23 protein-coding genes and 1 pseudogene are annotated in these 21,317 nt (G+C 65.2%); 20 read left to right on the top strand and 4 right to left on the bottom strand.

Features of this window, described 5'->3' with window-relative positions:
- Positions 1-421 precede the first annotated feature (421 nt).
- The 11 genes from JMJ56_RS29800 to JMJ56_RS29750 all read left to right on the top strand — a co-directional run bounded on the left by JMJ56_RS29800 (position 422) and on the right by JMJ56_RS29750 (position 9,498).
- Positions 422-1,729, top strand: coding sequence for a hypothetical protein (locus JMJ56_RS29800; RefSeq protein ID WP_202835387.1), 1,308 nt, complete (start codon positions 422-424; stop codon positions 1,727-1,729).
- A gap of 137 nt (positions 1,730-1,866) precedes the next feature.
- Positions 1,867-4,053 carry a DEAD/DEAH box helicase family protein gene (locus JMJ56_RS35755; protein ID WP_407927968.1) on the top strand — a complete coding sequence of 729 codons (2,187 nt, stop codon included), beginning with the start codon at positions 1,867-1,869 and terminating at the stop codon, positions 4,051-4,053.
- Complete coding sequence (locus JMJ56_RS34415) at positions 4,050-4,526, top strand: VRR-NUC domain-containing protein (protein ID WP_202835385.1); 477 nt, start codon at positions 4,050-4,052, stop codon at positions 4,524-4,526. The genes JMJ56_RS35755 and JMJ56_RS34415 overlap by 4 nt, the downstream gene beginning before the upstream one ends.
- Positions 4,527-5,274: 748 nt before the next feature.
- Complete coding sequence (locus JMJ56_RS29785; protein WP_202835384.1) at positions 5,275-5,886, top strand: hypothetical protein; 612 nt, start codon at positions 5,275-5,277, stop codon at positions 5,884-5,886.
- 37 nt (positions 5,887-5,923) lie between these two features.
- The gene (locus JMJ56_RS29780; protein ID WP_202835383.1) at positions 5,924-6,538 is read left to right on the top strand and encodes a hypothetical protein; all 615 of its coding nucleotides are present in this window, start codon (positions 5,924-5,926) and stop codon (positions 6,536-6,538) included.
- Positions 6,539-6,645: 107 nt separating this feature from the next.
- Complete coding sequence (locus JMJ56_RS29775) at positions 6,646-7,155, top strand: hypothetical protein (protein ID WP_202835382.1); 510 nt, start codon at positions 6,646-6,648, stop codon at positions 7,153-7,155.
- A 106-nt stretch (positions 7,156-7,261) separates the two neighbouring features.
- Positions 7,262-7,705: a hypothetical protein gene (locus tag JMJ56_RS29770; protein WP_202835381.1), complete on the top strand. Its 444-nt coding sequence runs from the start codon at positions 7,262-7,264 to the stop codon at positions 7,703-7,705.
- Positions 7,706-7,815: 110 nt separating this feature from the next.
- Positions 7,816-8,250, top strand: coding sequence for a hypothetical protein (locus tag JMJ56_RS29765; protein WP_202835380.1), 435 nt, complete (start codon positions 7,816-7,818; stop codon positions 8,248-8,250).
- On the top strand, positions 8,247-8,606 hold the full coding sequence (locus tag JMJ56_RS29760; protein ID WP_202835379.1) for a hypothetical protein: 360 nt from the start codon (positions 8,247-8,249) through the stop codon (positions 8,604-8,606). Before JMJ56_RS29765 ends, JMJ56_RS29760 begins: the two co-directional genes overlap by 4 nt.
- A 119-nt stretch (positions 8,607-8,725) precedes the next feature.
- The gene (locus JMJ56_RS29755) at positions 8,726-8,920 is read left to right on the top strand and encodes a hypothetical protein (protein ID WP_202835378.1); all 195 of its coding nucleotides are present in this window, start codon (positions 8,726-8,728) and stop codon (positions 8,918-8,920) included.
- A 77-nt stretch (positions 8,921-8,997) separates the two neighbouring features.
- Complete coding sequence (locus JMJ56_RS29750) at positions 8,998-9,498, top strand: hypothetical protein (RefSeq protein ID WP_202835377.1); 501 nt, start codon at positions 8,998-9,000, stop codon at positions 9,496-9,498.
- 21 nt (positions 9,499-9,519) lie between these two features.
- Here the strand turns inward: JMJ56_RS29750 and hfq are convergent, their stop codons facing one another.
- The 3 genes and pseudogenes from hfq to JMJ56_RS29735 all read right to left on the bottom strand — a co-directional run bounded on the left by hfq (position 9,520) and on the right by JMJ56_RS29735 (position 12,890).
- Positions 9,520-9,831, bottom strand: a complete 312-nt coding sequence (hfq, locus tag JMJ56_RS29745; RefSeq protein WP_202835376.1) for an RNA chaperone Hfq — start codon at positions 9,829-9,831, stop codon at positions 9,520-9,522.
- A gap of 1,140 nt (positions 9,832-10,971) precedes the next feature.
- Positions 10,972-11,917: pseudogene (locus JMJ56_RS29740) on the bottom strand (IS630 family transposase).
- Positions 11,918-12,005: 88 nt separating this feature from the next.
- On the bottom strand, positions 12,006-12,890 hold the full coding sequence (locus JMJ56_RS29735) for a LysR family transcriptional regulator (protein WP_202835375.1): 885 nt from the start codon (positions 12,888-12,890) through the stop codon (positions 12,006-12,008).
- 106 nt (positions 12,891-12,996) lie between these two features.
- On the opposite strand from JMJ56_RS29735, the gene JMJ56_RS29730 reads away from it, so the two are divergent.
- The 9 genes from JMJ56_RS29730 to JMJ56_RS29690 all read left to right on the top strand — a co-directional run bounded on the left by JMJ56_RS29730 (position 12,997) and on the right by JMJ56_RS29690 (position 20,585).
- A complete protein-coding gene (locus JMJ56_RS29730; protein WP_202835374.1) occupies positions 12,997-13,674 on the top strand; it encodes a peroxiredoxin-like family protein in 678 nt (225 codons plus the stop codon).
- A 38-nt stretch (positions 13,675-13,712) separates the two neighbouring features.
- Positions 13,713-14,384 carry a glutathione S-transferase family protein gene (locus JMJ56_RS29725; RefSeq protein WP_202835373.1) on the top strand — a complete coding sequence of 224 codons (672 nt, stop codon included), beginning with the start codon at positions 13,713-13,715 and terminating at the stop codon, positions 14,382-14,384.
- Between the two features lie 57 nt (positions 14,385-14,441).
- Entirely contained in the window at positions 14,442-15,254 is an 813-nt protein-coding gene (locus JMJ56_RS29720) for an SDR family NAD(P)-dependent oxidoreductase (RefSeq protein WP_202835372.1), read from the top strand.
- Between the two features lie 88 nt (positions 15,255-15,342).
- On the top strand, positions 15,343-16,269 hold the full coding sequence (locus tag JMJ56_RS29715) for a zinc-binding dehydrogenase (protein ID WP_202835371.1): 927 nt from the start codon (positions 15,343-15,345) through the stop codon (positions 16,267-16,269).
- 44 nt (positions 16,270-16,313) lie between these two features.
- Positions 16,314-16,991 carry an NADPH-dependent F420 reductase gene (locus tag JMJ56_RS29710; protein ID WP_202835370.1) on the top strand — a complete coding sequence of 226 codons (678 nt, stop codon included), beginning with the start codon at positions 16,314-16,316 and terminating at the stop codon, positions 16,989-16,991.
- A gap of 24 nt (positions 16,992-17,015) precedes the next feature.
- Entirely contained in the window at positions 17,016-17,390 is a 375-nt protein-coding gene (locus tag JMJ56_RS29705) for a DUF427 domain-containing protein (protein ID WP_202835369.1), read from the top strand.
- A 71-nt stretch (positions 17,391-17,461) separates the two neighbouring features.
- Entirely contained in the window at positions 17,462-18,673 is a 1,212-nt protein-coding gene (locus JMJ56_RS29700) for an MFS transporter (RefSeq protein ID WP_202835368.1), read from the top strand.
- Positions 18,674-18,692: 19 nt separating this feature from the next.
- Positions 18,693-19,151, top strand: coding sequence for an ester cyclase (locus JMJ56_RS29695; protein ID WP_202835367.1), 459 nt, complete (start codon positions 18,693-18,695; stop codon positions 19,149-19,151).
- Between the two features lie 360 nt (positions 19,152-19,511).
- Complete coding sequence (locus tag JMJ56_RS29690) at positions 19,512-20,585, top strand: IS110 family RNA-guided transposase (protein WP_202835366.1); 1,074 nt, start codon at positions 19,512-19,514, stop codon at positions 20,583-20,585.
- A gap of 393 nt (positions 20,586-20,978) precedes the next feature.
- Here JMJ56_RS29690 and JMJ56_RS29685 read toward each other — a convergent pair.
- The coding region (locus JMJ56_RS29685; protein WP_202835365.1) for a transposase at positions 20,979-21,317 on the bottom strand (339 nt) is incomplete at its 5' end.

Here is a 21,317-nt window from a genome sequence, read left to right as displayed (position 1 = left end):
TCGGCGCGCCACTGCCGCAGAGAGCCGAGCAAAACGGAGCAGTTCATTGTCCATGATCCCCAACTGGGGCTTCAGGCCTTATCCTGCCCGGATAGGCTCGCGACAGAGCAAGATGCTCTCACTGAAGCCTTGACCACGGGCGCATGCATTAGTTTCGATTAAATATCGGAATGTCGCGCTTGTCCCATTTTTTCCTTTCCAATCTGGCGCCTTTCGTTACCGTCCGATTTGTACGGATGTGGAGCTCGCCTCACGCAGCCTGTCCAGCTTGAGCGCGAGCTACATAGGTCTCCGTCCACCGCAAAGGCGGGATGTTGAAATGCGAGTGGCGAACAGCGGACCCCAGGGGGCGTCGGCACCGGATCGTTGTGAAGCGCCCGTCCAAGCTGGACGAGGTGTGCTCTCGGCGCTTAGCTCGTACATGATCGCGAATGCTGATGCGTTGAACCAGAGGCGACGGTCGGGAGCTTCATGGAACGATATCGCCGCGACCCTCGCATTTCATGGCGTCTTCGGCAGCGATGGTCGGCCGCATTCGTCTGCCAGAGTTCGTAGCAACTGGTCTCGCGTCCAATGCAAAATCGCCAAACATCCACTGCCCGGCTCGCGTGCAACCGCCTTGGCGAAATACGAAGCGGCCTACGCGAAGACGTTAAATCCAGTGTACGCGTTCATGGCTGTTATCAGTGCGCTGGATACCGGTGATGAGCAACACATCTCATTGCCGGATGCCTGCGCCGCGTATTTCGCATGCATCGCCTATCGCATACAGAACATGTTGGATCATTGGTTTGAACGAGCTTCGCCACCCAATAGCCTCGAGTGGTCGTGGCTACTAAAGATGCGACGCGTGCTCGTTCGGAGTCGAGTGCATATCGAGTATGATGCCGTTGAGGCATTTCTCTCTCGGGCGGTGTTGCAAGGAGGATGCTCCGGCGTTGCGTCTAAGATTGCCTCTGGTTCAGCCCGGCGCTCGCAGTTGCGCTGTTATCTGGAGGCGAACTTTGACCTGATCGCTGACGCGAGGCGCGGAGGTGTTCCATGGGCCGCAATCGCCGTCGAGGTCAGCGACCTTGGCGTGGTTGACGGCGTGAGGCGTCGGCTCACATCTGATGCATTGCGTCGGGTCTGGTCGCGAGTGTCTTGCGCGAAACTCGAGGCGATTGCGGCCGTGGTTAGCAATGGCGACAGTTCGGGTTTGCCTGAGGATGAGTCCCGTCGAGGGGATGCCGTTGCCCAGCACCATGCCGAGTTCATCGCCACGATGAACCCCTATTTTGCCTGGTCAGCGGTAAGGGCAGCTTTACAATCCAACGCGAAATCGCGGCTGCCACTTCCCGAAGAATGTGCGCGTTATTTGGTTCGAGTTGCTGAACGCGTCACCGGGATGGTGGAGTCGCCACTGTCCGATGAGTGCTTCGCGTGTCTGACGCCAGCAGCACGCAGGAGATGGAAGGAGGTTAGCGGTTCTGCCCGCAGATTTTGGACGCCACGAAGCGTCGACGTTGACTGGGCGCAAGTTCTCGAGTTGAAGCGGCGGGGGACGGGCGTTGCGCGGAATTTGTGGAACTGTAAGCGAAATCAGGTTTACGCAGACATGGCCGGCCGCCACCAGGCTGGCGGGCTTAGTTGGGAACTTGCGTGCGAGAGTGTGGCTGAGGATTTCGGCGTGGACCGTCGTACGGCCGAGCGTCGCATCCAGGCTGGGCGCCGAATGGCCTCGACTTGAGAAAGCCCAGTTCCGCTCGGCGAAGCAGGCAAACTATGAGATGCAAGGAATTATGCGAAACGCAACGGTAGTTTAGCCGGTGACCCGTCGATGCAACTGCCGTGTGCTCGTGCAACCGACAAGCGGGAGCACGAGCCATGAATGGGTTAACCGAGGAGTCCAGCAACGTCCAGGATGACAACATCGCCGCGGCTAGGCGACAATTGAACGACTACATAAGAAGAGTCGTCCACGACGCCGTTTTTTGCGTGCCGTCAGAGGGTCTGCCAGCTCCAGCGCGTATTGCTGCCGCGCCGCCTGGCCTAGGGAAAACTGGGTTAGCCCTAAGGGCGTCAGCATCCGTACTCCACGAACTCCGCGCTCGCGGTGATGGCCGCACCGTTGCCGTCGCGGTCCCCACTGTGGCGCTCGCGGAGCAGATCGCGGCGCGCTTCAATGCTTTGCAAGAGGCGCGCGGCTTGAATACGGCCATCTGGCGCGGGCGCGATGCCGCCGATCCCGAGAGGCGCGGCGAGCACATGTGTTTGGATCCAGAGGCAGCAAGTGACGCATTTACGGCTGGCCTTCCAATCGGCACCAGTGTTTGTCGAAGGGCAGGTCGTGGCGGAGGCGAATGCATTCATGCGCAGTTATGCGGCTATCAGCGCCAGCGCCGGTTAGACGCTGACCTTTGGGTGGTGACGCATCCGCTTATCACAACGCCCGTCCCCAGGGCGATCGGGAAACCGGCGCTCCTCGTGGTTGATGAGATGTTCTGGCCGGCTGGCCTGAAGGGGTCAGGCACCGGGCCGCTTTTGCCGCTTAAGGCGCTCGAAGTGCCAGTACCGCCATCGTCAGCTCTCAAGGCGTCCTCTGCTGCCCGCCTCGTGGAATTGCAGACGAACTTGGCCCGGGCAATCGAGACTATGCCGGAGGGTCCACTTCGCCGCGACGCCTGTCTCGCCGCTGGTGTTAATCACGCAGCTATGGCGGAAGGACACCGGCTCGCGGTGCTGCGACTGAGTGATGCTAACCCGCTCCGGCCGGGTATGGCGGCCCAGACCCGACGCGCGGCGCTGCGCACGGCAGGAGACATCCGAGCAGTCGCGTTGATCGCCCAGGCATTTTCCGCGATTGCAGCCCTGGTTGGCGGACGGGGGCCAGTTGCCAGCGGCTGGGCGGCCTTGGCTGGGACGGGGCCGACGCGGCAACTCTGCTTAAGCTTGAGACGTGAGATCGCACCCGGTTGGCGCGTTCCAACCCTGCTCCTCGACGCCGTCGCGGATCCTGTTTTGAACCGGGCCTACTGGCCTTCGCTCGCGGACGGCGACCAGACCTCAGGCCCGCCGGCGCCGCATATGCGGGTCGTGCAGTTAGCTGACCGTGACTGGGCGAAAACCGCACTCGTTCCCGATGGTTGGTGCAGCGAAGCGGAGACAGCCCGCCGGTTGCGTAATTCCTTGGTGGTGCGAGCGCTCGTGTTACGCGAATCATATGGAGTGGACGGGCGTGTCCTCGCGATAGTGCCGAAAGTTGTTGAAGCGCATTGGCGGTCGTGGCCGGTTCCAGCTAATTTAGAACTCGCGCATCATAACAGTGTCACGGGCCGCGACGACTGGGGCCCCAGCCAGGGCGGCGACGGGATCCGCCTACTAATTATCGTCGGCCGGACACTTCCCGCGCCATTCGCAGCCGAGCGTATGGCTGAAATTCTGATGGGTGCCGCTGTCTCTGTGCGTGTTCGCCGGTATGAACGTGAGTCAGCAGTAATTACTCTGCGTGACGGCTCGACGTCGGCGACAACCGCAGATCGGCACCCAGATCCGATCGCAGAGCGCATTCGTCGCCAGTTATGCGAGCATCAGCTGATTCAGCTCATTGGTCGCGGCCGGGGCGTCAACCGGACGGCTGCGAACCCGCTGAGCGTACTGCTCCTCACCAACCGGCCAATCGGCGAGCCGGTCGACGCTGTGACTACATGGTCGGAGATCGCTCCGTCGGCAGCCGACATGATGCTTGCCACATCAGGGATTGCGATTGGAAATGCGGTCGATGCGGCGCAGGCATATTCGCTCTGGCCGTCGGCCGCAGCGGCGAGGCAGGCCTTTCGACGGTGCAGGACACACCCAATAGAAGATCTTAAATTATGGGGATGTCGCAGAGCTCTAAACACGGGCAGCTACCAACTCGCTGGCCCTGGACGGCGTGCGGTCAATGTCGTTTTCGATCCCAAAATAGTCGCGGATCCTGAGGCATGGCTCACATGGCGCCTCGGACTGCTTAGCAAGTTTTCCCTGGTCCCCCCAGTGTTTGAAAGCCCTGCTACAGGAGGGCCGGTGTTGTGAACCGCACCGAACAGGAGATGCAGATCGCAATTGCTCACCATCTCGATTGGATGGCCCAACTCGGGCGGCGATTCGTTTGGTTTGCAGTACCGAACGGCATACCGCTCGGCGCCTCGTCGCCTGTAGAGCGACGCCATGCTGCGAGGATTGGTGGGATATTCCGTGCACAGGGGATGAAGTCCGGCGTGCCAGACATCATCATCGTTGCAAAATCTCAAATTCTTTTCGTTGAGTTGAAAGCGCTGAGCGGAAGGGAGTCCGCCCAGCAACGGGAATGGCGGACTGCGCTGACCGCACTCGGATGGAGCGTGACCATATTGGTCGCTGCAGACCCAGGCGATGCAGTAGAACAGATTTATCATCTACTTGATCAACGCCGACTTCTTCCAGACAATGTCAGGATTCCAGCTAACGGTGGCGCGACTAATATGCATCGCAGTTTAAAGTATAATAAAAATCACGACTTAAATTAATGCAAATGTCAACATTCTTTACGCATCTCGATGCATTGGTGTAGCCCTACCTTGTTTTGGTTCCCCTTGCGGTTTCGGTGAGGTCGGGTGGTGGGGCGGCTGCAGCCGGGCGGTAGCCGGGGTGCCGGCACCCTGCGGCGCCCGTGGCGCCCCCCTGATGGGATGATGCTGCCAGATTCATGCGGGGAAATGCAAGGGGGCCTGTCGGCCGGCGGCTGGACCGGCGCTCGCCCAGTCCGCTCCCCGCTGCGGTGCCCCGCCTGCCGGCGCCAGCCGGATCTCGAGGTCAGACCCCGACACCCCCGGTGCGCCGCCTCCGGCATTCGCGGCGGCAGCCTAGCACCCTCTCGCCGCCCTTCGCATCCTCAACGTCGAGCGGCGCTAGCCGCCTGCTCCGACCAGCACCGTCCATCCGCCCGGGTGACCCGGCCCGCGGCCAGCCTGGCACTTCCCCTGCCCCAGCCGAGGTTCGCCCGGCTCCTGCTGCGGGCCGCCCGTTGGGCGCTCCACCGCCAGCATTTTTGGGAGGCCGAGGCCCGCGACGCCGCCCAGGCAACCTACGGCCGGCCGCGCCGGCGGGACTGAGCCCCCAGCTTCCGCCTTGGTCCCGCCCCGTCCATCCAGCCGGTGACCCGGCTTGGACCGTCCTCACACCAACGCGCCGCGCCGATGCGACCGCGTCGTCATTCGCACATCCCGCCCCTAAACCGTCACCGACGACCACCACCATTGGGAGATCCGCCCACCCATGTGCCCCTCACCCCAGCCAGACGACACCGATGGGTTCGATCCCGACGAGCTGCTGCGCCAGGCCGGCCGGATGATCAGCAACGTCGACGCGCCCCCGAGGACCAAACCAACGCCCGAGGCGATCGAGGCCGCCATCGCCGGGTCCAAGCTCACCGCCCGCTTCGCCGCCATCGCCCGCGAGGTGCTGATCGAGGGTCTGGACTTCGACCTCGCCATGCTCCGCCATGAGATCAGCCGCCCCGACCTCAAGCGCATCCTCGACAGCGTCGAGCCCGCGGCGCGGCTCCCGCCCGGCTGGGAGCGAGTCGAGCTCTACCTGCCCGCCGGCATCGCCGCCGATGTCGAGCAGCTGGTCCGCCAGGCGATCGGGCTACCGCCGAAGGGCCGATTGGCTCCAAGGCAATGGCGCAAGCCGGAGCGAACCCGAACCTACGACGCCACCGCGCTGGCCGGGCGCCTCACCACCGCGATGTGGAACAAGCAGCTGACCTACACCAGCACCGCCGCGGCCATCGGCATCTCCCGCGCCCAGGTGCAACGGACGGTCGAGGCCAAGCCGATCGGCGACGATGCGGTGGAACGGGTTTTTGCCTGGCTTGGCGAAACCTGAGCACCACCAGCCCCCATCCCGGAGTGATCCCCCCGCCATGCCATCCCGCTCGCCGCCCTCCCGCCCCCTGCCGCCGCGATCTGCAGCGCCACTCCGCGACGCCGCCCAGCTGATCGCCGGCGTAGAGCCGCCCGTCGCCGCTGGCGAGCCGACGCCCGAGACCATCGAGGCGGCGCTCGGCCGGGTGAAGCTCGCCAAGCGCAACACCGCGATTGCCCGCGAGGTGCTGATCGGCGGCCTCGACTTCGAGACGGCGATGGCCCGCTATGCAATCAAGCGCCCGGCGCTGCGGGTCATCCTCGACCTGGTGACGACCGAGGCCCGCACCCCGCCCGGCTGGCGCCGCGTCGAGTTCTGGCTGCCGGACACCGTGGCCGACCAGGTTGAGGATCTCGGCCGCCACGCCATCGGACTGCCGCCCAAGATTCGCCGACCCCGCGGCAGCTGGCGCGCTGCCGACCGGACGATCGACTACGACGCCGCGGCGCTGGCCGGGCAGGTCAGGGCTAAGATGCAGGACCAGGGGATGACCTATCGGGCCCTTGCCGCTGCGATCGGCCTGTCGAACAGCCAGGTGTGGCGGGTCACCGAAGGCGATCCGGTCGCCGATGACGCCGTTCTCAAGGTACGCATCTGGCTCGAGACGCACTGACCCACACCGGCCCGTCTCCGTTCGCGCATCCGGCTGCCAGGCTTGCGCGGTGCCCGACGACGATCCGCACCCCCGCGTTCCGACGGTCCGGCACCTGGAAACCCCCGATGCCGCCGCCACCCGACCCCCACGACATCACCGCCGCCTTTCAGACCAGCATGGCCGGCGGGACGCTCTTCGGTATCCTCGGTCTTCGCGCATTGGCCGGAGTGTGGGACGCCATCGCCCATTCCCGCCGAACCGCCGGTGCCGCGCCGGACACGCGGGACACCGCCCGGGACAGGATCGAGCTGCTGATCCGCCCGGCGTTCCGGGACATCGCCGCGCTCGGCATCGTCCTTGCCGTCTCGCCCATCGCCGCCACGCTGATCGAGGCGCTCGTGGCGGGCAGCGCCCTGCTGCAAGCCTTGATCGATCCGGCCAGCCCGCCCGCTCCCGCGGATCCGGTCGCGGGCGCCGCGCCGTGGGACCAGCTCAACGACAGGCTGGTGGCCATCGTCGGCGCCGCCGCCTGCCTCGCCGCCGCGGGCTTCCTCCTCAGCGGGGTGCTCGGCGATCTCGGGGTGCGGCTGCTGCCGCGCCTGCCACCGCCTCGGCAGATGGGCTGCCGCCGCTAGGCCCGCTGGATCCCTCGCCGTTCGCGCAGGCGAGCGGCAAGCTACTCCGGTCTCGACCCAGCCCGCTATGCCCACCAATCTCGGCCAACTCCCCCAGGAGCCATGCATGTCCTTTCCCGCCACGATCAACATCGCCATCGCCAGCACCGCGAGCGCCGCCGCGGTGTTCGGTGCCGCCGCCTTTTCGATCGAGCGAGCCATCAGTTGCTGGCGGTGGAGTTCCAACACCGCCAGCCCGGCGCCGTCCTCCCCCCGCGACAACGGCATCCGCCTATCCTGTCATCTTGCCTGCGCTACGCTCGCCCTGGTGATCGGCGACGTCATCGTAGACCCAAGACTGCTGCATGTTCTCGCCACCGTCACGGTCGTCAATCTCGACGCTTTCGTCCCGGCCCTCCCCCCAGCACGCAGTTTCGTCGTGCCCGTGATAACGATCCTCCTTGGTGCCTACGGCCTGGGCTTGCTGCTCTCCAACGTCACCCGATGGGCAGGCGACGCACTGACCCGGATCGTCGGCAAGACCCGAAATCGCGGCGTCGCCGCGCGTTAGCCGCTACCCTGCTGCGGCGCCAGAGCCCGTTCGCGCGGTCTGGCCTTAGCCTCCGAACCGGGACGATCCCCCGCCATCCCGGCGAGGACCGCCCAACCGGAGGCTTTTCCATGCTTATCTTTCGCGCCCTGCCCAAGCTCGACCACGACGCGCTGCAGCGCCACTTTCTCGACATCCAGGCACTGAACGGGCCTTTGGGATTCGCATCGCAGAACGGGAAACGCCCCATGCCCGCCGATCGCCAACGCCATACCCACCACATCCTGCCGGCCGGACCAACCGCCGGCGACCATGCACCCAGGACCTCGACCACGGTGCTGGCCCGCCACATGCGGCGCCTCATCCTCGACGCCCTTCATGCCGCGTCGATCACCGCCGCCATCGACCAGACGGTCTCGCTGCCGATGGGCGGCAGCCTCCCCGCCGTCGCGGACACGACCGACCGCGACCGCCGCACGCTCCCGGCGCTGGCCGACCCGGCCGGAGCCTCAGACATCGTCTGGCTCACCCTCACCCACCATTCCACGCACAGGAATTCACCATGACCACCATGACCGCCACCCCGACGACCGCTGCCACGGGCCCGAAGGTCAAGATCGCCTGGCGCGACGAGAACTACGGCTCGGTCGCCGCCGTCGCCGCCTTCCGCAACTACGCCCTGACTTCGGACTGGAGCGACCGCACCCAACAGCGCTTCCGCGGCTGCCTCAAGCGCGCCGGCTTCACATTCCATCTGGGCCGGGCCAGCTTCATCGCCGACCAGGGCACCCGCGACGAGCGCAAGCTCGCCCTCTGCACCGAGCTCGCCAAGGCCGGCTTCGTCATCACTGCGGGGGACGTCCGCCCGAAGACGGAGGAGGCTTCCACAGCCCCAACGCCTGACGCCGCCCTCGCCGCCTAGCCAGCCGATCGCGGCCATCGAATGGCCGTTCGCCATTCGCGCGGATCGCATCCAGTCTCTGAGGGCCGCGAGTACCCCGCCGCCATCCCGGCGCGGGGCCGCGGCCCGGAGACCCCCAGATGGATATTCGCCACCTGCCCCGCCGCGCCGCCGACGATGCCGCGCCGCATGTGCACACCCACTTGCAGATCCCCGCTGGGATCATCGCCGACGGACCAGTCGCTCCGCTCGACCGGGAGGCCGTCGCGCGCAGTTTCGCCGAGGCGCTGCGCCGTCATGCCGAGGGTCTTCCCCGTTCCGCGAAACTGAGCTGACCGACACCGCCCGAGGCCGCGGCGGTTCGGGCCGCCCGGCCATCATCCCCCACCCCTGCCACCAAGGGATCGTGCCCATGCACACCACAACACGCGCGGCCGCCTCAATCTCGCCTGCCGCCAACGTCAGGCCGCAGCTTATGGTCACGGACGCGGCGCTGGCCGGCCTCGACGCCAAGGGCGCGACCGCCTTGGTTCTCGCGGCGTGCGACCTCGACCAAGACCTCTGCAAGTCCCCCTTCGGAGAGATGGCCCGCAAGCTGGCCGAGTTGGTCGTCCCCATCCAATGGGCCATCGCCGCCGCGGCGGGGCGTCCGCTGACGCGCGAGCAGCTGCAGTCGGTCTTCCGGCTCCAGTGCGCCCTCGACCTCGCCTCCGACCCCACCACACTGCCAGCCGATACCGCCAGCCTTCGGGCGGAGCTGCAGCGGTTCCTCGACGATCTCGGCGCCAATGCCGCCTGGGCCGCCCTGCCACCGGACCGGCGCCCTCGCGAACCGGAACGCCTCTACGGCTTCGTCGTCATGCATTTCAGCAGAGGCTTCGCCGGCACCCGTCAGCTCGAGGATGCGGCCTAGCGAACGGCAGACGCTCCCGATCTAGCCGGCCCGGTGCGCGAGTGAGAGCCGCGTCGCCGAGGCCGGCACCTCCCGCCTGGTGTCCCGCCGCGGCGAGGCATCAGGCGCCGTGGAGTCCTGGCTGCTCCCCGGCATCACCGTGCTGACGGCGTGCTTGTAGACCAGCTGGGTGAAGCCGCTGCGGGTGAGCGCAAGGGCAAACCGATCGAAGGCCACGATGGTGCCCTGCAGCTTGACCCCGTTGGCCAGGAACACGGTCACCGGGGCTTTGGCCTTCAGAAGCTGCCTCAGAAACAGGTCCTGGACTGAGGGCGTGGCGGTCTGATCGACCATGACGAACGTCTCCGGATGGGGCCTTGCAGATCCTACGCCCAACCTGTTGCCGTTCCGGTAATTAAAGCGGTCCGAAGCTCGCCACCGCTTGTGATGTCGCTCCTATTACCGAACTCATTCATCGAGCGCATCCTCTACTGGGCAAACTTTTTTGGCGTTTCGCCGAGCGTTAATAGCTTGCTGATCGAACGCAGTTTGTTCCATTACCTGGCGCCCACACATGCAATGTCGAAGACCATTTCCCAAGTCGCTGGACACCGCGCTTGAAGCCATTGCCTGTGAAGCAACCTACCCAGGCGTCGTCATCAACAATTGGCAGTGTGGTGCCACGGCCGATCCCAAGGCGCTGCTGCTGGTCCGGCTTGTGAGTTGCACCAGTTTTCGCTGAACACCATTGGCCTGCGAAGGTTAAGAATTTTTGGCGTCCCGCTTCGCGGCGCGCCCTATTCGCTGACGCTCACCGAGCCGCGCACGCGCGTCTCGGCCCTTCGGGTGACGGTCGCGGACGCAAGCACCGACGGCATTGCCCCTAGTTTTGTATAATTTTGCAAACTGAGATTACACGAAACCTGGCGTTCATGGACGATCCTCGCTCGATGACCCTGCTAAAGCGACTGGGCAAAACAACTTTCGTAGCGTTTGGCAGCATGGAGATATATGAAACCACATCGGCCGATCATTACCCCGGCTATCGCACCTGTGGTTTGCATAACTCAGATCGACCATAGTAGGAGGCCATTTTCGCAGAGCTATCAAAGAACCTGTTATACAAAAATTCCTATTTTAATTGTGGGAGAGTTTTTCCCAGCAGCGGCTCGATAGGCGGCATTTGCCATTTTATTCAGCCTGGGTATGATGATGGTGGGCAAGTCGAGGCCTTGCTCGACAGCTGCGGCGGTTCGATTGCCTCGTTGACCGCTGACGGCGCCTATGACCGCGGCGACGTCTATGCCGCCGTCGCAGCACGAAGTCGGCGAGCCGTCGCCATCATCCCGCCGCGCTCGAGTGCCGTGATCAGTACGGCAGATGACATGCCGCCGACGCAACGCGACGAGCACATCGCGGGCATCGCAGCGCATGGCCGCATGGGCTGGCAGCGGCGATCAGGCTACAACCGGCGTGCGTTAGAGCGTTTTCCTATCAGTCTGAGTTATAGCCGGCGTTGGCGAAGTAGTTGGCGCATTCGGCTGGGGTGAAGGTGTCGATGATGCGGCCGATGGCGGCCCAGAGCCTGCCGAGGCTGCGCTCGGCCGCTGTGCGGAGCGCGGCCTTCAGCTTGGCGAAGGCCTGCTTGATTGGATTGAAATCGGGACTGTAGGGCGGAAGGTAGAGCAGGTTGGCGCCTGTGGCCTCGATAGCGGCCCTGACGCCTGCGCCTTTGTGGCTGCCGAGGTTGTCCATGACGACGATGTCGCCAGGGCAGAGCTCGGGTACCAGCACCTGCTCGACGTAGTCCTGGAAGAGCGGGCCGTTGATCGGCCCGTCGAGCACCATCGGCGCGACCATGCCGGTGTTGCGCAGGTCGGCAATGAAGGTGGTGGTCAGCCAATGACGATGTGGATCGGTGCTCGCAGCCGCTCACCCCTGGGCGCCCGGCCGTGGGTGCGGGCCATGTTGGTCGAGGCCCAGGTCTCATCGATGAACACCAGGCGGTCCGGACCGAGGTCAGGCTGCGCCTCGAACCAGGCCCAGCGCCGCCTCAGGACGTCCGGGCGGTCCTGCTCCGCGGCATGGGCGGTCTTTTTTGTGCGTCACCCGGCGCCGGTCGAAGAAGCGCCACGGCGTGCCGATGCCGGCCGACACGCCGGCCTTGGCCAACCCAGCCTGGATCTCCCGCAGCGTGATATCCGACTTCTGGTCGACAAGGCGAAGGATCAGCGCCGCATGCGCCTCGATCTGCGCCGAGCGCCGGTCCCCGCCGAGCGGCCCTGGCGCGACCGAGCCCGCCTCCCGCACCGGTGCCGCCCAGCGGAACCGCGCTTGCCGCACTCACCCCGAAGCGGAGCGCTGCCGCCCGGCAGGACGACCCCGCCGCGATTGCCTCAACAACGCGCTCCCGCAAGTCGACCGACAGCGCCTTGGACATCCGCATCGCCCCTCGTGCCAGGGCGCAACTGAATCACCACCGCGCAGCCCGCGGGACCACAAGCGATTCAGTCAGACAGGAAACCGCTTTAGAGACGCGCTGCAAGATGATCCACGATCGCCTGCACCTTCGCGGAAGGCCTCGGGCCCGCCGGGAAGACCGCATACACCTCGGCGGGCTCCAGCTGGTAGGACTCAAGCAACCTAAGTAGCTTGCCGGTGCGCAACTCCTTGCCCGCCATAGCAAGAGTGCCCAGCGAGACGCCAAGGCCTTCCACCGTGGCTGCGAGGACGCCTGGCACCGAGTTCACCCAGATCCTGGCCTGCACCTCGACGGATGTGACCGTCTTGTCGTGTGTGAAGCGCCAACTCTCGCGCCCGAAGGAGCCATGCTGGAGGATGCAATCGTGCTGGGCGAGATCGGCCGGCGTGGCCGGAGTGCCACGCACGGAGAGGTACGCCGGCGCCGCCATCACGATACGCTCGACCAGAGCCAACTTGCGCGCGCCGAAGGTGGAATCCTCCAGCGACCCGAAGTTCACGCGGATGGCTAAGTCGACCCCGTCCGTGACGAGGTTCTGTCGCAGATCGCTCATGACGAAGTCGACTTTCAGGTCGGGATGTCTGGCCAGGAACGGCGTCAGGGCTGGAATGATTGCACGCGTCCCGTACATCACGGGCATGGCGATCCGGATCACGCCGTGGAGAGAGTCCACGCCACGTGTCGCCTGCTCAGCCTCCTCCATTTCGGCCAGCAGGCGCCTGGACCGCTCCAGGTAAATCGCGCCCGCATCCGTCAGCGAGACGCTGCGGGTAGTGCGCAAAAGGAGCGTAGTGCCTAGTCGCGCCTCCAGTGCGCCAACGATGCGCGACACGGAGGGCTGCGACACATTCAGCTCGCGCGCGGCACGCGAGAGGCTGCCGGTTTCCGCAACGCGGACGAACACCGTCATTTCCTGCCAGCGATCACTCATCCGAAATCCAAATAAATGTTCTTTGGGTTCGACGGATACACCAGCTTTTCCTGGGAACCTAGTTTCCGCCCAAGGCAATCACGCCCCTACATGCGGAGATCTTAAGGTGAAGCTCCAAGACAGGCTCGACGCGTTGCGCGACGACTTCGAGAACGGCCGCTTTCCGCTTGTGCCGACGCAGGCGCAATTGGATACGATGCGGCGAGCGACCCAGTCGCTGATCGACAGCCGTCAGGCCGAGAACGCCTTGGAGGCCGGAGACATCGCGCCCAAATTCATGCTTCGAGACCCGGACGGCAGCATCGTGAGTTCGGGGGCTTTGCTGGCGCGAGGACCGCTTGTCGCGACATTCTATCGCGGGATCTGGTGCCCATATTGCAACTACGATTTGCAGGCTCTTGAAGAAGTCCGGCCGGCGATCGAAGCGCACGGCGCAAGCCTCGTGGCGATTTCCCCGCAGACGCAGGCCAACAGCCGCAAGTCGCAACGCGACAACAAGCTGGGCTTCCCCATCCTGAGCGATCCGGGTGCCGCAGTCGCTGACCGGTTCGGGCTGCGCTTCAAGCTGCCCGAGGACCTGATCGAGGTCTACCGGCAGTTCGGCAACGATCTAGCCAAGACCAACGATGACTCGTCTGGGGTGCTGCCAATGCCGGCGCGCTACGTGATCGGGACGGATGGGGTGATCGCTTATGCCGAGGTCAACCCCGACTACACGCGGCGACCCGACCCATCCGAGTTGCTGCCGGTGCTCGATCGCCTTCGCGCCGGCGCTCCGGCCTGACCCCATTCATCCCCCAAGCAACAAGAAGGAATAGTCTTATGTCGATCAAGATCTATGGCGATCCCGGCTCGGGAAGCCTGCGCCGCGTCACCTCCGCCGCGAAGATCATGGGCATCCCTGTCGAGCGCATGCACGTCGATCTCTTCAAGGGCGAGAGCCATACGCCGGAGTTCCTGGAGAAGCTGAACCCGCACGGGCTGACGCCGGTGATGGTGGATAGTGATGTCAAACTCTACGAGTCCTCTGCGATCAACCTCTATCTCGCGGAAAAGGTCGGCAGCGATCTGCTCGGCAAGACGCCGGAGGAGCGGCGCGAAGTGCTGCAGTGGATGTTCTGGTCGGGCGAGCAGTGGCGCGTCTTCTTCGTGTTCCTGTTCGATGAGCGGATCGGCAAGCGCTTCCTGGGGCAACCCGAGGATAAGACCATCGTCGACTTCGCGTCCGCCAAGATCCGTGTGGCCGCCTCGGTGCTGGATGCGCATCTCGCCGATCGCCAGTTCACCGTGGGCGATCATCTGACGCTCGCCGACATCGACATCGCCGCCCCCTTCTCGCAGACCCACCGCACGAAGGCGCCGGTCGACGAGTTCCCCAACCTCGTCGCCTGGCAGCAACGCATCCTCGAAACCGTGCCGGCCTGGGCCGAGACGAAGCGCGAGGTCGACCATCGGATCGACAGCGCGCTCGGGGCAGCTGGCATCAAGCTCTGACGAGGTGGTGCCGGCTTCGCTCGCAGGGCGACCGGCGCCTTGCTGAAAGGCAAGTGAATGATTGTCGACTTGAAGGGCCGTACGGCCATTGTGACGGGTTCGACGGCCGGTATCGGCCGGGCGACAGCGGAAGGGCTGGCAAGAGCCGGCGCCTCGGTGGTCGTCAACGGCCGCACCCAGGAGCGGGTCGACCAAGCTGTGCGAGAGATCCGCGCGGCGCTCCCAGGCAGCGACATATCCGGGATCGCGGCCGATCTTTCGACTGCGGAGGGGGCGAGCGCGTTCATCGCGCAGGTACCCGACGCCGACATCCTGGCCAACAATGTCGGGACAGCGTTGATCAGGGACTATAGCGGCATCGCCGATATCGCCGCGATCCCGGACGAAGACTGGATCGGCTTGTTCCATCTCAACGTCATGAGCGGCGTCCGCCTCTCGCGCTATTACTTGCCGCGAATGGTGGACAAGGGCTGGGGCCGCGTCGTCTTCGTCAGCAGCGAATCCGCCCTCAACACTCCCAAGGAGATGCTTGACTATGGCATGACCAAGACGGCGCAGCTCGCCGTCTCGCGCGGTCTCGCCGAGGCGGTCGCCGGCACGGGCGTCACCGTCAACGCCGTTCTGCCCGGGCCGACCCGATCGGAGATCCTCGGCAACTTCATAGCGGAGCAGGCCGAGACGAACGGCATCACGCAGGATGAAGCCGAGCAGGGTTTCCTGCAAGCGCTACGCCCGACGACCCTGATCAAGCGCTTCTCCACCACCGACGAGGTCGCCAACATGATCGTCTACGCCTGCTCGGATCAGGCATCCGCGACCAGCGGCGCCGCCTTGCGTGTCGACGGCGGCGTCGTCCGCTTCGTCGCCTGAACCCGGCCGCATACCTGCGGCTCCCAGACCCCAAGGTAATCAGATGACGTTGGTGATTGCGCAATATGGCCGAGGTGGTCCGGCGGTCATGCAGGCCGAGCACCGCGAGGTGCCGGTCCCATCCGGCGAGCAGGTCGAAATCGCGCAAGCGGCGATCGGTTTTAACTTTTTCGACGTCCTGCAACGCAGAGGCCTCATCTCGGAGAACGAGCCGGGCCGCGTAATGGGGATCGAGGGCGCCGGCAGGGTCACGGCGGTCGGCCCGCGAGTCACCGACTTCGCCGTCGGTGACCGGGTCGGGTACCTCAAGTCGCAAGGCGCCTATGCCGGGGCGCGCCTGATCGAATCGGACCTGCTGTTCCCGCTGCCCGATGACGTCAGCTTCGAGGTTGCCGCCGCGCTGACGGTGAAAGGCTCCACGGCCTGGCTGTGCGCCGTTCGCTTGGTCGAGCTCGAACCCGGCCAGACCGTCCTTGTCACCACCGCCGCCGGTGGCGTCGGGTCGCTGATCGCACGGCTCGCTGCGCATCGCGGGGCGCGTGTGATTGGCTCGGTCGGCAGCGACGCGAAGCGCAAGGTAGCGCGGGAGAATGGCGCGGCAGACGTGACCGTCGGGCTCAACGACGCGATCGACCAAGTCGCTTGGCTCACCAATGGCAATGGAGTCGACATCGTCTTTGACGGGATAGGGGCGGATACTGCTAATCGCCTGCTCGAAAGCGGGACGGTGCGGAAGGACGGCACGATCGTCTCCTTCGGTGCAGGCGCTGGTTTTCCGAGGGCCGACCCGGACGCGATCGCCCGTCGCGGAGCGGCGGTCCTGGCGCCGCAGGTCCCGAACTACGTCCAGACCGCGAGCGATTTGCGCGGCTGCATGGCGAAGGTGCTCGCACTCTATCGAGCGGGCGCCTTCGGCGAGATCTCGCCGACAGTCTACCCCCTGAGCGAAGCCCCGTTGCTGCACGACCAGGTCGAGCGCCGGGCCGTCTCAGGCATCTCGGTGCTCGTCGCGTAAGCATCAAAACCTTCACCAACAGCAGCCAGCGGGCAGGATGAGACATGAAGATCGGGATCGTAGGTAGCGGCAAGATCAGTGGCCTTATCGGAACACTGTGGTCGCAGGCTGGACACGAAGTCCTGTTCTCTTCACGTCACCCGCAGAACCTAGCCGGGCTGGTCGCGCGGGCAGGCGGCGGCGCCAGGGCTGGGAAGCCCGATAAGGCGATCGCGTTCGGCGACGCGGTCCTCCTCTCGATCCCCTTCTTCAGCCTGCCCGACTTCGACCGTAACAAGGCCGCCACGCTCCACAAGAAGATCGTTCTCGGAACTCCGAACCCCTTCCCAAACCGGGATGGCGAGATGGCGGAGGCGGTGCGGCGTTCGGGCCGTGGGACGGGCCCGTGTCTGCGCGAGTGGTTTCCAGGCGTGCGAATCGTTCGTGCATTCAACTCGGTGCTCAACCAGACGCTTACAAGCAAGGCACATCGCGCAAGCGCGCGCGTCAAGATTCCGCTCGCGTCGGATCACGAGGAGGCGCTGCAGGTCGCGTCCAAACTCGTGACCGATGCCGGTTTCGATCCGGTCATCGTCGGGCCACTCGACCGCTCGCGCGAGTTCGATTTTCGGGGCGCCCGTCTACGACACGGGCATGTCGGATCTCGAAGCACGCGCGACGCTTGGCCTTCCAGCGGCATGGCCATCCCTCCGGATCGCCACGATCTCCGCCGACTCGGGTAATCCATCCAGGAAAGAAAAATTTTAATGACCGGTCGAAAGCTCCGGATACCGGACGCGAGCCATCCCATTGCGATCGAGCGCGATGGGGCGAGCGTAGTCGTGCACAAGGACGCCACAGTGATCGCCAGGACGCGCAGCGCGCTGACGCTGTCCGAAGCGTCCTACCCGCCGGCCCAATACATCCCGCAAGGCGACTTCGACATGTCTCTGCTCGAGCGGTCGGCGCACACGACCTACTGCCGTTACAAGGGCGAGGCGAACTACTACAGCATCCGGTTCCTCGGCGAGGCTGGGCTGAACGCCGTGTGGACCTACGAGGCGCCGTTCGAGGCCGTCGGCGAGAATGCCGGTCATCTCGCCTTCTACCCGGACCGTGTGTTGATCGAGGTCGGCGAATAGCCGTGCCGACACCAGGGCGCGCCTCGGCGGGCAAGCGCGGGGAAAGTCCTAATCATCTGGGAGCGATGGCCATGAGTTCTTCGAGCCCCGGCGCCGGCAGCACTGCACCCACGCTCACTGCGATCGCGTGGCCCGCCATCCTGTCGCTGTCCCTCGGCGTGTTCGGTTTCGTGACCTCGGAGTTCCTTCCGGCGAGCCTACTCACACCGATGGCGCGGGATCTGGAGACAAGCGTCGGCATGGCCGGCCAGTCGGTCACCGCGACGGCCTTTATTGCTGCCCTGGCGGGTCCCGGCGTCGTCATCGGCACGACCCGCTTCAACCGGCGGACGATCCTCCTGGCGCTGACCGTCTCCCTTATCGTGTCGAGCATCCTGGCCGGGAGCGCTTCGGACATCTCGGGGCTCATCGCCTCCCGCATCCTTCTCGGCGTGGGGCTCGGCGGGTTCTGGGCGATGTCGATCGCCCTCGTCATCCGGCTGTCGCCGCCGGGATCGGAGGCGCGCGCCATGGCGGTCATCATGACCGGCGTCTCAATGGCGACTGTATCAGCCGCACCGCTCGGCGCCTGGATCAGTTCGACGCTAAGCTGGCGGCTCGCCTTCTATCTAACCGGCGCGGTCGGCATCATGGCGCTCGTCGCGCAGCTCGCAACCGTGCCGTCGCTGCCGGCACAGGGAAGTACGAGCCTATCCACGCTGGGCGCCGCGCTTCGGCGGCCAGCGATCAGGCGCTCGCTCTATTCGACGTTCTGCATCGCCGGCGGCCACTATGCCGCATTCACCTACGTCCGGCCGTTCCTGGAGACGATCTCGCGCTTCGACGCTGCGTCGCTGTCGCTTCTCCTTCTGGCGTTCGGCATTGCGGGCTTCTTCGGTAACATGCTCGGAGGCGCGATCTCCCAGCGCAACTCCCGCATTGCGATCGCCACGGCGGCAACTGGTATCGCCATCGCTATGGTGGCAGCGGTGCTTGGGGGCACCTCGCACGTCGTCGCAGCCGCGGCTACGGTCCTCTGGGGGCTGGCCTTCGGTGCCTACCCAGTCAGCATTCAGACCTTTCTGACACAGGCGGCGCCCAACGACGCCGAGAGCGCCGGAGCGGTCCACCTGTGCGTCTTCATGACCGCTGTTTCGTTCGGCGCGATCCTCGGCGGGGTGCTGGTCGACCGCTTCGGTCCGGTCAACACCTTTGCGCTGGCGGGCGTCACGACGCTGCTCGGTGCGGCGCTGATCGCGGCAGGCAAACCCATCCCGGCACCGTCCGGCAACCGCTCTATCTGACTCAACAAGGAGAAGTTAAATGTCTACCTCATACAAAATTACGGGTGTCGCAAAGGAGATCTTCGAGGGCTTTGCCTTCAATCAGACCGAGCGCTGGGAAGTAGTCGTCGATCCCGACGTGATCGGCAACAGCCCGGCCTGCCGCGACATCGCTGGACTGCCCGCCCTTCAGAACTGGATCAAGGCGTTCCACGAGGCGTTCGATCTGCGCATCGATCTAATCGACGAATTCGTCGAAGGCGATCGTGGCATGGTGACGGTCAACCTGAACTGGAAGCACGACTGTGCGCCCTTCTTTGGTATCGAACCGATCGGACACAGCGGAACGTCGATCGAGTCGTTCCTGCTTAAATTGACCGATGGTAAGGTGACCAGCTTCACGGTCGCTGACCAGTCGCTCGACCTCGCCCTCTACCTCCATGCACAGGGTATGAGGATGCCGAGCCGGGTACGGCCTCCTGCGCTCATCCACGGCTGACCGCCGCACTCAGCCGGCCGGCAAGTAGCCTAGCATGAGAAGTGAGGCGTTCGTGGATCAGTGAGGTAGAGCGGGTCAGACCTTAGGAGCGCCAAACTTGAGCCCATACGCGGCTGGAAAATCGTCGCAGATTGTACCCTGAACATGGGCCACATCGCTGGCTATTAGGCTAAAAGATTCGGGGAAAGCTTGGCCCCGAGAGCGCCACCGCGCAGGCTCGACGCGCCCGGCGGATCGAGCCTGCCCACGCAACGATGGCGGAGGGACACACATGATGGGGTGGATGCCCCCTGCTCCGCGGCATCGAGGTGCCATAGCGTGGCTGGTGCTGAGCCTGACCACGAGGGAGAGGAGGCATCCATGGAGAAGATTACGACGATCGGCCTCGACCTGGCCAAGAGCGTCTTCCAGGTGCATGGGGTCAATGCGGCCGGTGGGGTAGTAGTGCGGCGCAAGCTGCGCCGGTCAGCGCTGTTGGACTTCTTCGCAGCCCTGCCACCCACGCTGGTTGGCATGGAGGCCTGCGGCGGAGCGCACCATTGGGCCCGTGAGCTCACCCGTCTTGGCCACACGGTGCGGCTTATGCCGTCGGCCTACGTGAAGCCCTATGTCAAGCGCGGCAAGACCGACGCGGCGGATGCCGAGGCGATCTGCGAGGCGGTGACGCGCCCGACCATGCGCTTTGTGCCGGTCAAGACCGAGGCGCAGCAGGCCAGCCTGATGCAGCTGAAGGTCCGCGACATGCTGGTGCGCCAGCGCACTCAGACCATCAACGCGCTGCGCTCCCACCTTGCCGAGTACGGCATCGTGGCGGCGCAGGGGCGCAAGTTTGCCGAGCTGATCGCGGTAGTCCGCAACGGTGATGACACCCGATTGCCTGAAATGGCCCGCGAGGCTCTGGGCGATTTAGTAGCGCAGATCGAGGCCTTGGAAGGACGCATCGAGCGGCTCGACAGCCGCATGGTTCGCCATGCGCGTGAGGATGAAGCGGTGCGTCGGCTGGCGAGCATTCCAGGCGTAGGGGCGATTAGCGCGACAGCCCTGGCCGCGATGGTGCCCAATCCGCACGGTTTCGCCTCGGGGCGGCACTTCGCGGCCTCGCTAGGCCTGACCCCGAAGCCACACTCGAGCGGTGGCAAGGAGCGCCTGGGCCGGATCTCCCGGCAGGGCAACTCAATGCTACGTCGGCTGCTGGTGCTCGGCGGCACCAGCCGTCTACGCAATGCCCGACATCACCCAGAGGCGGCGGAGTGGGCTACGCGCCTGCTGGCGCGGCGACCTTTCAAGGTCGTGGCCGTGGCTCTGGCCAACAAGATGGCCCGCATCGCCTGGGCCTTGCTGGCCCGGGGAGGGATCTACACAGCCACCGCGACCGCCCAAACGGTCGCGTCCGAGCTCGCCGGGCGCCGCGCCCGGCGAGGGCCAAGGTGCTGAAGCGACGATGACAGCGAGAGACCGGTGAGCCGGTGACGAGACAGGCCGTTTATCGCAATGCGCCACCCGAGCGCGCTCGCATGATTGCCCCTCGTTCCGCGCAGCTCATCAGGGCCCGCGGCCAAGCCGGCCGCAGCAGAGGCCGGACACAGCTATGGACGGCCCCGCCCCACGTGGGTCATCTCGGCTTTTTAGCAACACGGTCGCCTGCAGTCAGCTATCCGGTCTCGTCTGGACCCTGATGGTTTCCGCGAAGCGGCGTCCAATCATTTGACGCTCTCGAGGAGCGATGTGTCCGTCGGACTTCGCCGCTTCTCGGTCCTGCAACCGAGCTTGCCATCAACCTCGACTACCCTCGCAGACCGTGGGTCAGAGCCTGCGCGCCGCGCCCCCTTAGGAGGCGGACGCGAAGGCCCTGGCCGGTTCGTAGCGCTCTCCGCGCATCATAATGGCCCAGGCGATCCGCGCGAGCTTGTTAGCGTAGGCCACGGTCGCCACGTTCACCGGCCGTCGCTCCAGCAGGCGGTCAACCCAGCCGGTCGAGCTATCAGCTGCCCGCTTGCGCCAGCCGACGACCGCTCGCGCGCCGTGGAGCAGCAGACGGCGGATGTAGCCATCGCCTCTCTTGCTGATGCCCCCGAGCCGCTCCTTGCCGCCGCTCGACCTCTGCTGCGGTACCAGCCCCAGCCAGGCGGCAAACTGCCGCCCGGAGCCAAACTGACGTGGGTCGCC

This window comes from Belnapia arida (assembly GCF_016773205.1).
In the GTDB taxonomy this organism is placed as follows: Bacteria; Pseudomonadota; Alphaproteobacteria; order Acetobacterales; family Acetobacteraceae; genus Belnapia; species Belnapia arida.
The sequence above is the reverse complement of the archived record's forward strand: the minus strand, read 5'-3'. Positions and strand labels throughout refer to the sequence as shown.

Excerpts from the sequence above, each read along its gene's own strand:
- JMJ56_RS29800 (WP_202835387.1), top strand. The coding sequence starts at position 422 with ATGATCGCGAATGCTGATGCGTTGAACCAGAGGCGACGGTCGGGAGCT.
- JMJ56_RS35755 (WP_407927968.1), top strand. The coding sequence starts at position 1,867 with ATGAATGGGTTAACCGAGGAGTCCAGCAACGTCCAGGATGACAACATC.
- JMJ56_RS29785 (WP_202835384.1), top strand. The coding sequence starts at position 5,275 with ATGTGCCCCTCACCCCAGCCAGACGACACCGATGGGTTCGATCCCGAC.
- JMJ56_RS29780 (WP_202835383.1), top strand. The coding sequence starts at position 5,924 with ATGCCATCCCGCTCGCCGCCCTCCCGCCCCCTGCCGCCGCGATCTGCA.
- JMJ56_RS29775 (WP_202835382.1), top strand. The coding sequence starts at position 6,646 with ATGCCGCCGCCACCCGACCCCCACGACATCACCGCCGCCTTTCAGACC.
- JMJ56_RS29770 (WP_202835381.1), top strand. The coding sequence starts at position 7,262 with ATGTCCTTTCCCGCCACGATCAACATCGCCATCGCCAGCACCGCGAGC.
- JMJ56_RS29765 (WP_202835380.1), top strand. The coding sequence starts at position 7,816 with ATGCTTATCTTTCGCGCCCTGCCCAAGCTCGACCACGACGCGCTGCAG.
- JMJ56_RS29760 (WP_202835379.1), top strand. The coding sequence starts at position 8,247 with ATGACCACCATGACCGCCACCCCGACGACCGCTGCCACGGGCCCGAAG.
- JMJ56_RS29755 (WP_202835378.1), top strand. The coding sequence starts at position 8,726 with ATGGATATTCGCCACCTGCCCCGCCGCGCCGCCGACGATGCCGCGCCG.
- JMJ56_RS29750 (WP_202835377.1), top strand. The coding sequence starts at position 8,998 with ATGCACACCACAACACGCGCGGCCGCCTCAATCTCGCCTGCCGCCAAC.
- hfq (WP_202835376.1), bottom strand. The coding sequence starts at position 9,831 with ATGGTCGATCAGACCGCCACGCCCTCAGTCCAGGACCTGTTTCTGAGG.
- JMJ56_RS29735 (WP_202835375.1), bottom strand. The coding sequence starts at position 12,890 with ATGAGTGATCGCTGGCAGGAAATGACGGTGTTCGTCCGCGTTGCGGAA.
- JMJ56_RS29725 (WP_202835373.1), top strand. The coding sequence starts at position 13,713 with ATGTCGATCAAGATCTATGGCGATCCCGGCTCGGGAAGCCTGCGCCGC.
- JMJ56_RS29720 (WP_202835372.1), top strand. The coding sequence starts at position 14,442 with ATGATTGTCGACTTGAAGGGCCGTACGGCCATTGTGACGGGTTCGACG.
- JMJ56_RS29715 (WP_202835371.1), top strand. The coding sequence starts at position 15,343 with ATGCAGGCCGAGCACCGCGAGGTGCCGGTCCCATCCGGCGAGCAGGTC.
- JMJ56_RS29710 (WP_202835370.1), top strand. The coding sequence starts at position 16,314 with ATGAAGATCGGGATCGTAGGTAGCGGCAAGATCAGTGGCCTTATCGGA.
- JMJ56_RS29705 (WP_202835369.1), top strand. The coding sequence starts at position 17,016 with ATGACCGGTCGAAAGCTCCGGATACCGGACGCGAGCCATCCCATTGCG.
- JMJ56_RS29700 (WP_202835368.1), top strand. The coding sequence starts at position 17,462 with ATGAGTTCTTCGAGCCCCGGCGCCGGCAGCACTGCACCCACGCTCACT.
- JMJ56_RS29695 (WP_202835367.1), top strand. The coding sequence starts at position 18,693 with ATGTCTACCTCATACAAAATTACGGGTGTCGCAAAGGAGATCTTCGAG.
- JMJ56_RS29690 (WP_202835366.1), top strand. The coding sequence starts at position 19,512 with ATGGAGAAGATTACGACGATCGGCCTCGACCTGGCCAAGAGCGTCTTC.